We start from the raw sequence: 16,875 nt of genomic DNA on the forward strand, positions 1-16,875 counted from the left end.
AGCTCGAACCTGACGACGACACGCCGCCACAAGATCAAAATAAGTGCGGCTGTAGTACTAGGAGCCAGAGCCGGGTTCGGCCATCTTGCTGTGGACCTTCGCCTTGATCTGATCCGGCAACACTTTGTTGGCGGCCTCGGAGAATCGCGTCTTCAGCGACCCGCCGACGAGGCGACGATCGCCGGACCTCAGCGCCGCGAATGCCTGCTCGGCGACCTTGGCCGGGTCGTCCTTCTTGCCGGCCCCGACGCGGGTGTCGAGCATGTCCGCGCGACGGAAGAAGTCGGTGTCCGTCGGGCCGGGCATCAGTGAGGTGACGACGACGTCGGTGTCGGCGAGTTCCTCCGACAGCGCCTCCGCGAACGACTGCAGGAACGACTTCGAGGCGTTGTAGGTCGCCTGGTAGGTCCCCGGCATCGTCGACGCGATCGACGACGTGATCAGCATCCGCCCGGAGTTCCGCGCGACCATGTCGCGCAGGACCAGCTTGGCCAGTTGCACCGTCGAACGGACGTTGAGATCGATGATCTCGAAGTCGCGTTCGAGGTCGATGTCGAGGAACCGGCCCCCGCGACCGACGCCGGCGTTCAGCGCCGCGATCTCCAGCGGCCGGCCGTCACGCATCGCCTCGGTGTGGAGTCGGATCACGGCCTGCGGGTCACGGAGGTCGGCGAGAACTGTGCGCACCTGGGCACCCTCGGCGCGCAGCCGCGCACCGGCCGCCTCCAGCCGCGCCCCGTCCTCGGAGTTGACGACGAGGTCGTAGCCGTGGGCGGCACAGTGCACCGCGAACTCGAGCCCGATCCCGCTGGACGCGCCCGTGACGAGGGCCAGCGGGCGGGTCCCCGTCACGAGCGCACCGAGCGCTCGAGTGCAGCGAGGTGGGTCCGGCCCGCGCTGAGCACCGTGGCGCGCTTGCCGTTCTCGGCCTCGAAGTCCAGCACCGTCCGGACCTCCTCCGGCGCGGTCAGCTCGCGGAGCGCGGCGACCGCGTCCTTGGCCGAGAGCGCGTCGTAGGCGCGGATCGGGAGCTCGGAGGGCAGGGTGACGTCGACGTCGAGGTCCATCGCCGGCTCGGCCAGCGGGACCGGCTCGATGACCACCTCGGGCTCACGGTCGACCGCCTGCGGCTCCGCCTGAGGCGGGTTGGGCACCGCCACCGGTCGCGGACGCTTCGCGGCGGGCGCGTCGCCGGGGAAGGCGTCGAGATCGGGCTTGTTGCCCTCGGAGTGGTGGACCTTGCGGTAGACCACGGCCGCGGCGCCGACGAGCACCGGCCACGGCAGGCGACTGGCCAGTTTCCGTCCCGTCCGGAGAGCAGTGAAGGGAAGGGCGAGCACCGAGCGAGTCATGACGGGTCCTCCGGGTCGAGAAGTGTTGACCCTGTGCTGCCCGCGGGACCAGGACCCATTCACCGGGGCCGGGTCGGCGAGATCACCCCGTCAGACGCGCAGCGTGAACCAGACGGCCTTGCCGTCGCCGTCGTCCTCGTGCCCCCAGGCGTCGCTGACGAGGTCGACGAGCATCAGACCGCGGCCACCCTCGGAGTCCGGTTCGGCCTCCCGGGGCTCCGGGGCGCGACGTTCGGAGTCACGCACCCGGATCTGCAGGCGGTCCTCGCCGGCGCAGCGCACCTGCAGTTCGATCGGCGGCGCCCCGTGACGGACGGCGTTCGTGACCAGCTCGGAGACGAGGAGTTGCGCCTCATCGATCACGGCGGCCTCGTGACTGCCGCAGCAGGACTCGGCGAGGAACTCTCGGGCGACGCGCGGCGCCGTGGCGTCCGCGGGCAGGATGATCTGGCGCGGGCTCATCGTGCACGGCACTTCGGAACCTCCTCGTCCGGGATCGGGGCGGAGCTACCCGGCGCCGAGCCTGCGCGAAACCTGGACCGCGATGAGGCCTAGTAGACGCGGATTCGGCGTTTGACCTCCGGAAACAGGCGCCGCGCCGGGATCCGTTTTCGGGCCGCCGGTCCGGGTATCCAAGACGTCACCTGGGGGCGGCCGAGGAGAGAGCAGAGCGGCGGACGTCGGACACCCCGAGTGCCGGGCGCACGCCACGTTCGGCCGCCCTCAGGACCAGGTTCGGCCCACCGTACGGAGGTTCGCTCGTGATCGGATTCATCGTCGCCGGACTCGTGATCGGTGCGCTGGCGCGCCTGATCAAGCCCGGGAAGCAGAACCTCGGCCTGCTCGCGACCCTGGGTCTCGGCCTGGTCGGCTCGATCATCGGAGGTTCGATCGCCGCCGCGATCGGCACCGGTGACATCTGGGAGCTCAACGTGCTCGGCTTCGTCGTTGCCGTGGTGGCCGCCATCGCCCTCATCGGTGTCGCCGAGGCGATCGCTCCCAAGCGCAAGGATCTCGCACACCGCTGAACCGAGTACCTGCACGACAGCAAGGCCACGAGGACGCCGCCCACGCCATGGGCGGCGTTCTTCGTCGTGGGCGCCCTTCGGAATGCCGGACCTGTGCCGGGAGCACAGATCGTGGGGACGATTCGCGGCCGTGCTCCGTTGCCCTGGTGACGGATTCCACAGGACGATGGCGCCGGCAGCACAGCCAGCCCACCCGTCCCGGCCGACGAAGGACCCCTGATGACCGTGACCGCACCACCCGCCCGGCTGATCTCCGACCGCCTCGCCCACTGGGCGTCCGAGCTGCCGGACACCCCGGCGCTGCGCTACCAGGGCACGGACCTGACGTGGAGCCAGTGGTACGAGCGGTGCGAGCGCCTCGCCGGTGCGCTCGGCGCCCTCGGCGTGGGCCGCGGGTCGGTCGTCGCGACGTACGACAAGAACTCCCCGGCTTGCCTGGACCTGACGCTGACCGCGAGTGGCATCGGCGCCGCGCACGCGATCCCGAACTGGCGGCTGTCGGCGGAGGAGGTCGCGTACGTCCTCAACGACTCCGGGGCCGAGGTCGTCTTCGTCGGTGCCGAGTTCATGAAGACGTTCGACTCGATCCGCGACCAGTTGCCGGCGGTGCGTGAGGTCGTCGTCCTCGGCACCGACGGCGACGTCGAGGACCAGTTCGACGCCCTCGTCGCCGCCGCGACGCCCGCACCCATCACCGGCGCCGAACCGAGCGACACCGCGCTGATCCTCTACACCTCGGGGACGACCGGCTTCCCCAAGGGCGCGATGATCACGCACTCCAACATGGTCGCCCACTCCGAGGCCCTGTCGGACTACTTCCAGATCGGCCACGAGCACCGCTACCTGCTCGCGATGCCGATGTTCCACGTCGGCGGGACGAGCCCGGGCATCGGCTGCGTCTACGTCGGCGCCCCGATCACCATCACCCGCGAGGCGACGCCCGAGCACCTGATGTCCGGCCTGCCCGGCGCGACGCACGCGTTCTTCGTCCCCGCGATCTTCGCGGCGCTGCTGCAGGCCGGCGAGGTCGGCGCGAAGGCGCTCTCGCAGCTGCAGCTGCTCTGCTACGGCGCGGCCCCGATGCCGGCGCCGGTGCTGCGCGCGTCCCTGGCCACGTGGCCGAACGCGCGCTTCCTGCAGGTCTACGGGATGACCGAGCTGTCCGGCGCCGTCGTCGCCCTCGACGACGAGGCCCACCGCAACCCCGACCACCCCGAGCGCCAGTCCGCCGCCGGTGTGGCCATGCGCGGCACGGAGCTCCAGGTCGTCGACCCGGCGACACTCGAGCCCGTCCCCGCGAACACCCCCGGCGAGGTGTGGGTCCGTGGCGGCACCGTCATGGCCGGCTACCTGAACAAGCCCGAGGCGACCGCCGACACCATCCGCCCCGACGGCTGGCTGCGCACCGGCGACGTCGGCCACCTCGACGACGACGGCTTCCTGTTCATCTCCGACCGCGTCAAGGACATGATCATCACCGGCGGCGAGAACGTGTACTGCCCCGAGGTCGAGCGCATCCTCGCCGAGCACCCCGACGTCCTCGAGGTCGCCGTCATCGGCATCCCCGACGACCAGTGGGGCGAGTCCGTCAAGGCGGTCGTCGTCCCGAAGCCGGGCGCGACCGTCGACCCCGGCGGCGTCATCTCCTACGCCCGCGAGCGCCTCGCGCACTTCAAGGCGCCCCGGACCGTCGACGTCGTTTCCGAACTCCCCCGCAACGGCGCGGGCAAGATCCTCAAGACCGTCCTGCGCCAGCCGTACTGGGAGGGCCGCGACCGCCAGGTCTGACCCGTCGCCCCGCCCCGCCTCCCCTGTCAAAAAGGGTGACACCCCTTACTGCGGAGTAAGGGGTGTCACCCTTTTTTGACGACGGAGTGCCGACGGAATGACGGACGACGGAATGGGGTCAGCGGGCGGCGGCGACGGCGGGGGTCGGGGCGGCCTCGGGGATCGGGGACCCGCAGTCGGTGCAGTACAGGAGGTCGACGTCCCCGGCGGCGGCGACGGCGAGGCCGGCGGCGCCCGCGGGAACGTCCGCCGAAACCGCCTCGGCGGTGTCCGGGGCGTCGGGGGCGGTCTCGGCCCCCGGGACGGTCGGGTGGTTCGGCAGGTACCGGAGCGCGAGGAAGAACCCGGCGACGCAGACGCACGCCGCGACCCAGCAGCCGAACTCCATCGCGTCGGTGAAGGACTCCTGGGCGGCGAGGGCGATCCCGCCGTCCCCGGTCCGGGCCGCGACGGCGAGGGCGGCGCCGACGGAGTCCCGCGCCGGTTCGAGCAGGGCCGGGTTGGTGATCTCGTCGGCGAGAGCCTCGCGGTAGACCGAGAGCGAGACACTGCCGATGACGGCGACGCCGAGGGTGCCGCCGAGTTCGCGCGTCGCGTCGTTGACCGCGGAGCCGATGCCCGCCTTCGCGGCGGGGACGACGCCCATGATCGCCTCGGTCGCGGGGGCACTGGTCAGGCCCATGCCGAGGCCGACGGTCATCATCTGCCCGACGATCGTCGGATAGGTCGTCGTGCTGTTGCACGTGGAGACCCAGTAGAAGCCGGCGACGAGGAACACCAGGCCGCTGCAGACCACGACCTTGGTGCCGACGCGGACCGCCAACGGGACGCCGAGCAGCGAACCCCCGGCGACGGCGATCGCCACCGGCGTCTGCCGCAGACCCGCCTCCAGCACGCCCCAGCCGAGGACGAACTGCGAGAACTGCGTGATCAGGAAGACGAAGCCGAACAGCGCGAAGAACGAGAGCGTGACCGCACCGGAGGCGGCGGTGAAGCGCAGGTTCCGGAACAGCCGGACGTCGAGCATCGGCTGCGGGACGTGGGCCTCCCAGAGGCCGAACGCCACCAGCAGGCAGGCCGCCGCGCCGAAGTCGCCGAGGCTGGCCGGCGAACCCCAGCCGCGCTCGGGGGCCTGGATGATCGCGTAGACCAGCGTCCCGAGCGCCGCCGTCGACAGCACGAGGCCGACGTAGTCGAGCCGCGGCACCTCGGGGTCACGGCTGGTCGGGACGAACGGGATCGTCAGCCCGAGCGTGATCAGCCCGACGCCGGCGCAGAACAGGAACGCCGCGCCCCACTCGGACGCCTCGACCATCGCGCCGCCGATGATCGGCCCGACCGCGACCGAGGCCCCGGTGGCCGCGCCCCAGATGCCGATGGCCTTCGCGCGCTCGACCCGGTCCGGGAAGACGTTGGAGATGATCGACAGCGTTGTCGGGAACACGACCGCCGCGCCGACGCCGGCGACGGCCCGCCAGAGGATCAGCATCTCCGGGTTCGGCGCGAACGCGGACAGCGCCGAGGCCGCGATGTAGATGACCAGGCCGGTCATCAGGGCGCCCTTGCGCCCGAAGCGGTCCGAGAGCGATCCTGCGGCGAGGACGAGCGCGGCGAAGACGAGGTTGAACGCGTCGACGATCCAGAGCAGGTCCTTGGTCGACGCCTCGAGGTCGCGGTTCAGCGTCGGCAGCAGGATGTTCACGATCATCGTCGCGACCATCACGCAGAAGACCGCGAGGCACAGGACCGCAAGCGTCACCCAGCGGTTCACCACCCGCTGCTGCATGCGTCTCACCGTTCGCCGGAATCGTCCGTTGTGGAACGTAGTTCCACAGTTGGGCAGGGGTCAACCAAGCGACTCCCTGCGAACCGTCGGTGCTACGTTGATGACAACGGTTCCCATTTTCGACAGCAGTCCCGGGCGACGACACGGTGAGGGGTGAGCGGGGTGGTCTCCGCCGGCGCCGACTTCTCGCGCGTCATCAACTTCGACGACTACGGCGCGCTGCTCGAGCTGGCCCGGAACTCACTGCTCGCGGGGATCGCGGTCGCGCTGGTCGCCGGGCTGATGTCGCCGTTCGTCATGAACCGGGAGCTGCCGTTCGCGGTCCACGGGATCAGCGAGCTCTCCTTCGCCGGCGCGGCCGGGGCGCTGCTGCTCGGCACCAGCGTCGTCATGGGCTCGGTGCTCGGCTCACTGCTCGCGGCCCTGCTGATCGGGGTCCTCGGCACCCGCGCGCGCGACCGGAACTCCCTGGTCGGCGTGCTCATGCCGTTCGGCCTCGGGCTCGGCGTGCTGTTCCTCGCGCTCTACGAGGGCCGCGCCGCCAACAAGTTCGGGCTGCTGACCGGTCAGATCATCGCCGTCGACGACGCCAAGCTCGGCGCGCTGCTGACGATCTGCGTGATCGTCGCCGCCGTCATGGCCGTCATCTGGCGCCCCCTCACCTTCGCCAGCGTCGACCCGGACGTCGCCGTGGCGCGCGGCATCAACGTCCGCCTGCTCTCGATCGTGTTCATGCTGCTGCTCGGCCTCACGATCGCCGCGGCGATCCAGATCATCGGCGCCCTGCTCGTCCTCGCCCTGCTCTGCACGCCGGCCGCGGCCGCCATGCAGGTCAGCGCCTCCGCGCGGACGATCACGCTGCTGTCGGTGACGTTCGCCACCGTCTCGATGGCCGGCGGCATCCTGCTCGCCCTGGGCAGCGAGGTGCCGATCAGCCCGTACGTGACGACGTTGTCGTTCGCGATCTGGGCGGTCTGCCGGGTCCTCGGCGTCCGCCGGACGCGCCGCGGCTGGGCGCCACGCCCGGCCGCTCCGGTTGCTCCGGCGGCCGTCGGCACCTAAGGTGCTTATTGACAACGGTTCCCATTTCCGATTAGCCCTGAAGGTAGGTTCCGTGCGCCGGGTTGCCCTCGCCACCGGGCTGGCCGCCCTGCTCGCCCTCACCGGGTGCTCGGACGACACCGACACCCTGCGGCCGACGCAGACCCCCGCCGACGGGTCCACGGCCGCCGCGACCTCGACCGGCGAGCGCGTCCAGGTCGTGACGTCGATCGACGTCTACGCCGACCTCGCCCGCACGATCGGCGGCGACGCGGTCGAGGTCCGCTCGCTGCTCGCCTCCGACAGCGGCGCCGACCCCCACAGCTACGAGGCCACCGCCCGCGACCAGCTCGCCGTGCGGAACGCCGACCTCGTCATCGCCAACGGCGGCCACTACGACGAGTTCCTCACCCGCGCCCTCTCCGCCGCCGGCGGGGAGCGCGCGGTGATCACCGTCGTTCCCGGCGAGGACGAGGGCCACGAGGACGAGGGCCACGAGGACGAGGGCCACGAGGACGAGGGCCACGAGGACGAGGGCCACGACGAGGCTCACGGCCACGGCCGGGACGGGAACGAGCACGTCTGGTACGACCTGCAGCTGATGGGGACCCTCGCCGGCCGGATCGCGGAGGAGCTCGCCCAGCTGCACCCCGCGGACCGGGAGGGCTTCGCGGCCCGGGCGACCGAGTTCGAGAACGGCATCGCAGAACTGAGGCAGCGTCAGGAGACGATGTTCTCCGCGCACGACGGCACCCCGGTCGCCGTCACCGAACCCCTGCCGTTGTTCCTGCTCACCGACTGCGGCCTCGTCGACAAGACGCCGCCGGCGTTCAGCCAGGCGATCGAGGAGGGCACCGACGTACCCGTGCGCGTCCTGCAGGACACGCTCAACCTGTTCTCCGAGCGCGCCGTCGAACTGCTGGTCTACAACGAGCAGACCACCGGCCCGCAGACCGAGCGGATCCGCAAGGCCGCCGAGGACGCGGGCATCCCCGTCGTCGGGATGTCGGAGACCCTCCCCACCGGCCAGGACTTCCTGAGCTGGATGCGGGCCAACCTCGACGCCATCGAGCAGGCCCTCGCGTGACCATCCCCGCCCCGGTACTGCCGTGGTCCTTTAATGTCGACCCGGTGACGTCGGTCCTCTCCCTGCGGGACGCCTCGCTGCACTTCGGCGAGCGGCACCTGTGGGAACACCTCGACCTCGAGCTGGTGCCGGGTGAGTTCCTCGCCGTGCTCGGGCCCAACGGCGCGGGCAAGACCAGCCTGCTGCGGGTCGTCCTCGGTCTGACCCCGCTGACGGCCGGTGAGGTGCGGATCGCCGGGGAACCGGTCCGCCGCGGGCACCGGGCCGTGGGCTACGTCCCGCAGCAGAACGCCCTGAGCGCCGCGGCCGGGCTGCGGCCGCGGGACCTGGTCCGCCTCGGGATCGACGGCCACCGCTGGGGTTTCGGCGGCGCCGCGCGGACGCGGGCGAAGGTCGACGAGCTGCTCGCCGCCGTCGGCGCCACCAGCTACGCGGACGCCCCGCTCGGCCTGCTCTCCGGTGGCGAGCAGCAGCGGGTGCGCATCGCGCAGGCGCTCGCCACGGACCCGCAACTGCTGCTGTGCGACGAGCCGCTGCTCTCCCTCGACATCGCCCATCAGCAGGGCGTCGTGGCCCTCCTGGACGCCCGCCGGCGCCGGCACGGGACGGCGATCGTGATGGTGACCCACGAGATCAACCCGATCCTGCCGTACGTCGACCGGGTCCTGTTCGTGGCTCCGCACGGTGTTCGGCTGGGTACACCCAGTGAGATCCTGACGTCCGCCGTGCTGACCGAGCTCTACCGCACCCCGGTCGAGGTCGTCCGCACCGCGCACGGGATCGCCATCCTCGGGCTGCACACCCTGCCCGAGCACTGACCGGGAGTCCGACCGACTCACGACCGCACGGGGGAGGCCATGGGCCACGGACACGGCCATGGGCACGGCCATGGACACGGACACGGACACGGACACGGGCACGGGCATCTGCCCCGGCCCGACGACCCGGTCGGCGGGGCGCGCTACGCACGCCGGCTGACGATCGCGTTCACGGTGACGCTCAGCTACTTCGTCGTCGAGGCCGTCTTCGCGATGCTGACCGGATCGCTGACGTTGACCGCCGACGCCGGCCACATGCTCACCGACACCGTCGGGCTCGGGCTCGCCCTGGGAGCGATCTCGATCGCGTCCCGCGGCCGCCGCTCCCCGCACCACACCTTCGGTCTGTACCGCCTCGAGGTGCTCGCCGCGCTGGCGAACGCGGCGCTGCTGCTCGCCGTCGGCGTCTATGTGCTGTGGAGCGCGTTCGACCGCCTCGACGACCCGCCGCACCTGCCGACGCACCAGCTCATGCTCGTCGCGGTCATCGGACTCGCGGCGAACTTCGGCTGCTTCCTGCTGCTGCGCGAGGGCGCCCAGGACAACCTCAACATGCGCGGCGCGTACCTGGAGGTCGTCGCCGACGCGATCGGTTCGGTCGCGGTGCTGCTCGCCGCGGCGCTGATCGTCACCACCGGCTGGGCCTGGGTCGACCCCGCGTTCGCCGTCGCGCTCGCGGTCTTCATCATTCCGCGCACCCTGCGGCTCGCGGCGCACGCGCTGCGCGTGCTGCTGCAGATCGCGCCACGGGAGATCGACATCTCCCGCGTCGAGGACGACCTCGTCTCCCTCGACGGCGTCACGGCCGTCGACGACCTGCACGTCTGGACGCTCAGCTCGGGCATGCACGTCGCGACCGCGCACCTGCGCGTCCGCCCGGACGCACCGCCGGACCTGCTGGAGCACGCCCAGACCGTGCTGACCGAACGTCACGGCCTCGGGCACGCGACGCTCCAGCTCCAGACGGGCGCCCGGCGCACCGCCCCCGCCCCGTGGTGCGCGGACCGGCGCATCCCGGAGCAGGCGTCCCGCGCCTCCGCCGGCACCCGTCCCCCGCGGGGCCGGCACCGGCGGTACTGACCCCCCGATGCCCACGGGATGACGTCCCGCAGGAGTGGCCTGTCAGCCCGGGGGCGGGCTGACACCCACCCCGCCCGGGACGTCATCCCGCAGGATCAGGCGGTGTCCGCGAGCTCGAAGATCTCCGCCTCCGCGGCGAGGTAGTCGGCCTCGCTCATGATCCCGCTGTTGCGCAGGACCTCCAGACGCGCGAGGCGGCGGGCGAGCTCGTCCGGGATCTCCTCGGGCCGCTCGGCCCGGGCGGGTTCAGCCTCGGGTTCGACGTCGTCCTCGTCGGCGTACGCGAACTCGACGTCCGCGGCGGCCGGCGGCACCGGGTCCGCGACCGCGGGAGCGAGGGTGAGCACCGGCTCCACCGCCGGCGGGGCGGGCGCGAGCAACTCGGCCGGCTCCTCCGGCAGCGGAGTCCACTCCGGCATCCGGACCTCGGGGATCTCGACCGGCGGGACCTCGAAGATCGAGCTGAACTCCCGGGCCTCGGCGCCCGGCACGGGCTCGGCCACCGGGGCCGGCGCGGCGTACGGCCACGCGTCGGCGACCGGGGCCTCGTACACCGGGGCCTCGTCGACCGGGGCCTCGTCGACCGGAGCCTCGGAGGCCGGCGGCTCGGCGGACTCGGCGAGCTGCTCGATCAGGGCGACGACGCGGAGGGCGTCGGCGGCCGGGAACTTCAGCTCGACGCGCTGGTTCGGGGCACCGTGCTCGATCTCGACGGCGGTGAACAGGCGCCCGGTACGGGTCGTGGTGATGGCGTTGATGGCGTGGGCGGCGATCGGCTCGACCCCGCCGCGGCGGCCGGAGCGGATCAGCTCCAGGCAGTCGCTGCGCAGCTGCAGGTACCCGGCCTTGCCGTCGATGCGGCAACTCACGGGTGCCTGGTGAAGGATTCCCACGGCACTTCGCTCGGACAGCGACACGGACAGCGTCTCGGCATTCGTCATCGAAGGATCTCCCCGTTCCCCGATTGCACGGCCCCCCGACCGCAACGTCCATCCTGACCCAGAAGACGCCCCGCCGGGGCGGACTTCGGAAGGACGAAGCGGACAAAGCGCGCCTTCCGGACCCCGATTAGGGTCTTTCGAGTGCGTATCGCGACCTGGAACGTCAACTCGGTCAAACAGCGCGTCCCGCGGCTGCTCCCCTGGCTGGACCAGCGGGCCCCGGACGTCGTGTGCCTGCAGGAGCTCAAGCTCACCGAGGACGTCTTCGGCGAGCTGCTCGGCTCCGAGCTCGAGGCCCGCGGCTACGAGTGGGCCGCGCTCGGGGAGAAGAGCTGGAACGGCGTCGCGATCCTGTCCAGGGTCGGGCTGACCGACGTCACGCCCGGGCTGGAGGGCGGCCCCGGATTCCCGCACCAGGAGGCCAGAGCTCTCGCCGCGACCTGCGGCGGGGTGCGCGTGCACTCGCTCTACGTCCCCAACGGCCGGGTCCCGGACTCCGACCACTACGCCTACAAGCTGGAGTGGCTGGCGCGGCTGCGCGAGGTCGTCGCGGCCGGCCCGGCCGACGCCGTCGTCTGCGGGGACATGAACATCGCGCCGGCCGACGCGGACGTCTTCGACCCCGCGGCGTACGTCGGGCACACCCACGTGACGGCTCCCGAGCGCGACGCCCTGAATGCCCTGCTTGCGTGCGGTCTGCGCGACGTCGTCCGCGACCGCTGGCCCGACGAGCGCGTTTTCACCTATTGGGACTACCGCGCGGGCATGTTCCACAAGGACTGCGGGATGCGGATCGACCTGATCCTGGCCTCCGAGCCCGTCGCGAAGCGGGTCGAGGCGGCCTGGGTCGACCGGCAGGCCCGCAAGGGCACCGGCCCGTCGGACCACGCGCCGGTGATCGTCGACCTCGACACCGCCCCCGACGGCGACATCGGGCCGATGGTGCCGCCGCCGTCGGCGCGGCCGTCCCGCGGGCGGACCAAGCTGCCCCAGGCGAAGATCGTCGACCGTGGCTGAGGTCACGCCGTCCCGGGCGGATTCGGGGCGGACCGGGCCCCTGTCTTACGCTGACCTGCGCTGCTTCCGCACGCCCCCGCTCGACCCCCGGCGGATCAGCGCCGCGACACACCGCATCTGACGAGGAGCGCCCCGTGCCCGACGATCTCGTCCTCGCCGCCGAGTTCCCCTCCGCGACGATGGAGGACTGGCGGGCTCTGGTCTCCAAGATCGTCGCCAAGTCCGGCGCCGAGTTCCCGCCGGACGCGCCCGAGCAGGCCCTGGCCTCGACGACGCGCGACGGCATCGAGATCTCGCCGCTGTACGTCCCCGACCCGAGCGCCGAGCTCGGCCTGCCCGGCCAGGCGCCGTACCTGCGCGGCCGCACCGCCGAGGGCCTGCGCACCGGCTGGGACATCGTGGCCCGCCAGACCAGCCCCGACCCCAAGGTCGCCAACGAGCAGGCCCTCGAGGACCTGGCCGGCGGCGCGACGTCGCTGTGGCTGACGCTCGGCGAGGGTGGGGTCCCGGTCGCGGACCTGCCGCAGGTGCTCGACGAGGTGATGCTCGACGTCGCCGGCGTCCACCTCGACGCCGGGACCGAGTACCAAGCCGCGGCCCAGGCGTTCTTCGACCTCGCGATGGAGCGCCGGCACCCGTTCGAGGTGCTCACCGGCACCCTCGGCTTCGACCCGATCGGGCTCATCGCCCGCACCGGCGACGCCGAGCTGTTCTCGATGCCCGAGCAGGAGGCGGTGAGCGCGCAGGGGCTCAAGACGGCCTACGCGTACCGCAACATGCGCACGGTCACCGTCGACGCGCTGATCTACCACGAGGCCGGCGCCACCGACGCCCAGGAGCTCGGCATCGCGCTCGCGACCGGCGCGGAGTACCTGCGCTCGTTCACCGAGGTCGGCGGGATGCCGACCGGCATCGCGTTCTCGCAAATCGATTTCCGCCTCGGCGTGACCGTCGATCAGTTCGCGACGATCGCGAAGCTGCGCGCGGGCCGCCGCTGCTGGTCCCGCGTCGCGGAGCTGTCCCGCCTCGACGCCCCCACCGCGGGCATGCGCCAGCACGCGGTCACGTCCTGGCCGATGATGACGCGCAAGGACCCGTGGACGAACATGCTCCGCACGACGGTGGCGACGTTCGCCGCGGCCGTCGCGGGGGCGGACTCGATCACCGTCCTGCCCTTCGACGCCGCGCTCGGCCTGCCGGACACGCTGGCCCGCCGGGTCGCGCGGAACATCCCGCACCTGCTGATCGAGGAGTCGCACGTCGCGGCGGTCGTCGACCCCGCCGGCGGCTCCGGCTACGTCGAGGCCCTGTCCGAGCGGCTCGCGCAGGAGGCCTGGAAGGTCTTCACCGAGATCGAGGCCGGCGGCGGCATCCTCGCCGTCCTGGCCGACGGCTCGCTCGCCGAGCGCGTCGCCGCGGCCCGGGAGCAGCGCCTCGCGGCCGTCGCCGCCGGCGAGGAGACCGTCCTCGGCGTCAACGCCTTCCCGCTGGAGGGCGAGAAGCTGCCCGAGCGCGCCCCGGCCCCCGTGCGGCCGACGGGCGACGCCTTCCCGCGCATCCGTTGGTCCGAAGCCCTGGAGAACGCCACCCTGGAGGCCCCCGATGGCGGTAGGTAAGCGACCGGTCGTCGTACCGGGCCACGACTGGCGGATCCGCCGCAAGCCGATCCTGGAGTCGTTCGCGGAGGAGACGCTCGGCGAGCCGCCGGCGCCGATCCCGGACCGCTACCGCGACCTGTTCATGGCCGCGACCGGCGAGTTCCCCACGGACGCGTCCTGGTCGACGCCGGAGGGCATCGACGTCAAGCCGCTCTACGGCAAGGACGACCTCGCCGGGCTCGACTTCCTCGGCACGTACCCGGGCATCGCGCCGTTCCTGCGCGGTCCGTACCCGACGATGTACGTGAACCAGCCGTGGACGATCCGTCAGTACGCCGGGTTCTCCACCGCCGAGGAGTCGAACGCCTTCTACCGTCGCAATCTGGCGGCCGGTCAGAAGGGCCTCTCGATCGCGTTCGACCTCCCCACGCACCGCGGCTACGACTCGGACCACCCGCGCGTGGTCGGTGACGTCGGCATGGCCGGCGTCGCGATCGACTCGATCTACGACATGCGCACCCTCTTCGACGGCATCCCGCTCGACACGATGAGCGTCTCGATGACCATGAACGGCGCCGTGCTGCCGGTGCTCGCGCTCTACGTCGTCGCGGCCGAGGAGCAGGGGGTGAAGCAGGGCCAGCTCACGGGGACGATCCAGAACGACATCCTCAAGGAGTTCATGGTCCGCAACACCTACATCTACCCGCCGGCGCCGTCGATGCGGATCATCTCCGACATCTTCGGCTACACCTCCCGGCACATGCCGAAGTTCAACTCGATCTCGATCTCCGGGTACCACATCCAGGAGGCCGGAGCGACGGCCGACCTCGAGCTCGCGTACACCCTCGCCGACGGCATGGAGTACCTGCGGGCCGGCGTGAACTCCGGGCTCGACATCGACGCCTTCGCGCCGCGGTTGAGCTTCTTCTGGGCGATCGGCATGAACTTCTTCATGGAGGTCGCCAAAATGCGGGCCGGGCGCCTGCTCTGGGCCAAGATCGTGAAGGAGTTCGGGCCGAAGAGCGACAAGTCGCTCTCGCTGCGCACGCACTCGCAGACCTCGGGCTGGTCGCTGACCGCGCAGGACGTCTTCAACAACGTCGCGCGCACGATGATCGAGGCCATGGCCGCGACGCAGGGCCACACGCAGTCGCTGCACACCAACGCCCTCGACGAGGCGCTCGCGCTGCCGACCGACTTCTCCGCCCGCATCGCGCGCAACACGCAGATCCTGCTCCAGCGCGAGTCGAACACCACGAAGGTCATCGACCCGTGGGGCGGCTCCGCGTACGTCGAGCGCCTGACCCACGAACTCGCGACCCGCGCCTGGGCGCGGATCCAGGAGGTCGAGGCCGCGGGCGGCATGGCCAAGGCCATCGAAGAGGGCATCCCGAAGATGCGCATCGAGGAGGCGGCCGCGCGCACCCAGGCGCGGATCGACTCCGGCTCGCAGACCGTCGTCGGCGTCAACAAGTACCTGGCGCCGGGCGCGGACGACATCGAGGTCCTCAAGGTCGACAACGCCGCCGTGCGCGCCGCGCAGATCGAGAAGCTGCGCCGGCTCCGCGAGGAGCGCGACGAGGCCGCGTGCCAGGCCGCCCTGGAGAAGCTGACCTGGGCCGCGGGTCAGGCCGGCGGCAACAGCGACGACACCAACCTGCTCGCGTTCGCGATCGAGGCGGCCCGCGCCAAGGCCAGCGTCGGCGAGATCTCGGACGCCATGGAGAAGGTGTTCGGCCGCTACCAGGGCGCGATCCGTACGATCAGTGGCGTGTACCGCGCCGAGGCCGGGTCCAACCCCCGGGTCGCCGAAGTCCGTGAGGCCTCGTCAGAATTCGAGACCGCGCACGGGCGGCGTCCCCGCATCCTGGTCGCCAAGATGGGCCAGGATGGGCACGACCGCGGCCAGAAGGTGATCGCGTCCGCGTTCGCCGACCTCGGCTTCGACGTCGACGTCGGCCCGCTGTTCCAGACGCCGGAGGAGGTCGCCCGCCAGGCGATCGAGGCCGACGTCCACATCGTCGGCGTCTCCTCGCTCGCGGCCGGTCACCTCACCCTGGTGCCCGCCCTGCGCGAGGCCCTGGCAGAGGCCGGCCGCGACGACATCATGATCGTCGTCGGTGGCGTCATCCCGCCGGGTGACTTCGACGAGCTCCGTCGGCTCGGCGCCGCCGCGATCTTCGCGCCCGGCACCGTGATCCCGGACGCGGCCCTCGAGCTGATCCGCGCCCTGAACAACGCCGCCGACGCCGCCTGATGCGGTTCGTTCCGCAGCGGTGAAGGTCGACGTCGAGGACCTCGCGGGCCGTGTGCGCGCGGGGGAACGCGCCGCGGTCGGACGGGCGATCACGCTCGTCGAGTCCACCCGGGCCGACCACCGTCGGCTCGCGGGCGAACTCCTGGACCGGCTGACCCCGCACGCGCAGGACGCGCGGCGGATCGGCATCACCGGCGTCCCCGGGGTCGGCAAGTCGACGTTCATCGACGCGATGGGCACCTGGCTCACCGCCCGGGGCCACCGCGTCGCCGTCGTCGCCGTCGACCCCTCGAGCACGCGCAGCGGCGGTTCGATCCTCGGCGACAAGACGCGCATGGCGCGGCTCGCCGTCGACGAGAACGCGTTCATCCGGCCCTCGCCGACGGCCGGGACCCTCGGCGGCGTCGCGCGGGCGACGCGGTCGGCGATGGTCGTCCTCGCGGCCGCGGGCTACGACGTGATCCTCGTGGAGACCGTCGGCGTCGGACAGTCGGAGATCACCGTCGCGGAGATGACCGACAGCTTCCTGCTGCTCGCCCTCGCCCGCACCGGTGACCAGCTGCAGGGGATCAAGAAGGGCGTCCTGGAGCTCGCGGACGTCATCGCCGTCAACAAGGCCGACGGCGAGCACGCGATGGAGGCCAAGAAGGCCGCCCGCGAGCTCGAAGGCGCGCTGCGGCTGATGGGCCCGGGGGACAGCGGCTGGAACGCGCCGGTCCTCACCTGCTCCGGCCTGACCGACCTGGGCCTGGACACGGTCTGGGAGGGCCTGGAGTCCCACCTCAAGCACCTGCACAGCACCGGCCGCTTCGACCGGATGCGCGCCGACCAGCAGGTCGCGTGGATGTGGGCGACGGTCCGCGACGACCTCGACTCCCGGCTCCGGTCCGCGGAGTCCGTGCAGACCCTCCGCGCCGAGCTCGAGGACGCCGTCCGGACCGGGGACCTCTCCCCCGTCCACGCCGCGGACCGCATCGTCGCCGCGTTCCTCAACCTCTGACCGCGCCCCTCGTCAAAAAAGGGGGCTCCACTGACGCTTCCGTGGGTCGTTGATCGCCCCTGAACGAGCACACGCCGCTCCC

The 16,875-nt window shown here is 71.8% G+C and carries 15 protein-coding genes; 10 read left to right on the forward strand and 5 right to left on the reverse strand.

Annotated elements, in window-relative coordinates; all coding sequences use genetic code 11:
• Positions 1-57: 57 nt before the first annotated feature.
• The 3 genes from ABD401_RS23480 to ABD401_RS23490 form a co-directional block, all read right to left on the reverse strand.
• Positions 58-852, reverse strand: coding sequence for an SDR family NAD(P)-dependent oxidoreductase (locus ABD401_RS23480; RefSeq protein ID WP_344609361.1), 795 nt, complete (start codon positions 850-852; stop codon positions 58-60).
• Entirely contained in the window at positions 849-1,352 is a 504-nt protein-coding gene (locus ABD401_RS23485) for a hypothetical protein (protein WP_344609363.1), read from the reverse strand. The genes ABD401_RS23480 and ABD401_RS23485 overlap by 4 nt, the downstream gene beginning before the upstream one ends.
• A gap of 90 nt (positions 1,353-1,442) precedes the next feature.
• Entirely contained in the window at positions 1,443-1,814 is a 372-nt protein-coding gene (locus ABD401_RS23490) for an ATP-binding protein (RefSeq protein WP_344609365.1), read from the reverse strand.
• 299 nt (positions 1,815-2,113) lie between these two features.
• Here ABD401_RS23490 and ABD401_RS23495 point away from each other — a divergent pair, with 299 nt between their 5' ends.
• Both ABD401_RS23495 and ABD401_RS23500 read left to right on the forward strand, forming a co-directional pair.
• A complete protein-coding gene (locus ABD401_RS23495) occupies positions 2,114-2,380 on the forward strand; it encodes a hypothetical protein (protein ID WP_344609367.1) in 267 nt (88 codons plus the stop codon).
• Between the two features lie 219 nt (positions 2,381-2,599).
• Complete coding sequence (locus ABD401_RS23500; protein WP_344609369.1) at positions 2,600-4,168, forward strand: long-chain-fatty-acid--CoA ligase; 1,569 nt, start codon at positions 2,600-2,602, stop codon at positions 4,166-4,168.
• Positions 4,169-4,286: 118 nt separating this feature from the next.
• Here ABD401_RS23500 and ABD401_RS23505 read toward each other — a convergent pair whose 3' ends face one another.
• Positions 4,287-5,954, reverse strand: coding sequence for an MFS transporter (locus ABD401_RS23505; RefSeq protein WP_344609371.1), 1,668 nt, complete (start codon positions 5,952-5,954; stop codon positions 4,287-4,289).
• 153 nt (positions 5,955-6,107) lie between these two features.
• Here ABD401_RS23505 and ABD401_RS23510 point away from each other — a divergent pair, with 153 nt between their 5' ends.
• Genes ABD401_RS23510 through ABD401_RS23525 form a run of 4 tightly spaced genes read left to right on the forward strand, consistent with a single transcriptional unit; the run spans position 6,108 to position 9,980 of the window.
• Positions 6,108-7,016, forward strand: a complete 909-nt coding sequence (locus ABD401_RS23510; RefSeq protein WP_344609373.1) for a metal ABC transporter permease — start codon at positions 6,108-6,110, stop codon at positions 7,014-7,016.
• Between the two features lie 52 nt (positions 7,017-7,068).
• On the forward strand, positions 7,069-8,082 hold the full coding sequence (locus ABD401_RS23515) for a metal ABC transporter solute-binding protein, Zn/Mn family (RefSeq protein ID WP_344609375.1): 1,014 nt from the start codon (positions 7,069-7,071) through the stop codon (positions 8,080-8,082).
• Positions 8,079-8,900, forward strand: a complete 822-nt coding sequence (locus ABD401_RS23520; protein WP_344609377.1) for a metal ABC transporter ATP-binding protein — start codon at positions 8,079-8,081, stop codon at positions 8,898-8,900. Before ABD401_RS23515 ends, ABD401_RS23520 begins: the two co-directional genes overlap by 4 nt.
• Positions 8,901-8,939: 39 nt before the next feature.
• Positions 8,940-9,980: a cation diffusion facilitator family transporter gene (locus tag ABD401_RS23525; protein ID WP_344609379.1), complete on the forward strand. Its 1,041-nt coding sequence runs from the start codon at positions 8,940-8,942 to the stop codon at positions 9,978-9,980.
• A 95-nt stretch (positions 9,981-10,075) separates the two neighbouring features.
• Here ABD401_RS23525 and ABD401_RS23530 read toward each other — a convergent pair whose 3' ends face one another.
• The gene (locus ABD401_RS23530; RefSeq protein WP_344609381.1) at positions 10,076-10,849 is read right to left on the reverse strand and encodes a hypothetical protein; all 774 of its coding nucleotides are present in this window, start codon (positions 10,847-10,849) and stop codon (positions 10,076-10,078) included.
• Between the two features lie 213 nt (positions 10,850-11,062).
• On the opposite strand from ABD401_RS23530, the gene ABD401_RS23535 reads away from it, so the two are divergent.
• From ABD401_RS23535 to meaB, 4 genes are all read left to right on the forward strand, one after another.
• Positions 11,063-11,938 carry an exodeoxyribonuclease III gene (locus ABD401_RS23535; protein WP_344609383.1) on the forward strand — a complete coding sequence of 292 codons (876 nt, stop codon included), beginning with the start codon at positions 11,063-11,065 and terminating at the stop codon, positions 11,936-11,938.
• Between the two features lie 134 nt (positions 11,939-12,072).
• The gene (locus ABD401_RS23540) at positions 12,073-13,554 is read left to right on the forward strand and encodes a methylmalonyl-CoA mutase subunit beta (protein ID WP_344609385.1); all 1,482 of its coding nucleotides are present in this window, start codon (positions 12,073-12,075) and stop codon (positions 13,552-13,554) included.
• The gene (gene scpA, locus ABD401_RS23545) at positions 13,541-15,793 is read left to right on the forward strand and encodes a methylmalonyl-CoA mutase (protein WP_344609387.1); all 2,253 of its coding nucleotides are present in this window, start codon (positions 13,541-13,543) and stop codon (positions 15,791-15,793) included. The genes ABD401_RS23540 and scpA overlap by 14 nt, the downstream gene beginning before the upstream one ends.
• 19 nt (positions 15,794-15,812) lie before the next feature.
• Positions 15,813-16,793, forward strand: coding sequence for a methylmalonyl Co-A mutase-associated GTPase MeaB (gene meaB / locus ABD401_RS23550; RefSeq protein WP_344609389.1), 981 nt, complete (start codon positions 15,813-15,815; stop codon positions 16,791-16,793).
• Positions 16,794-16,875: the final 82 nt, after the last annotated feature.

The sequence above is a fragment of the Sporichthya brevicatena genome (assembly GCF_039525035.1).
Lineage (GTDB): Bacteria > Actinomycetota > Actinomycetes > Sporichthyales > Sporichthyaceae > Sporichthya > Sporichthya brevicatena.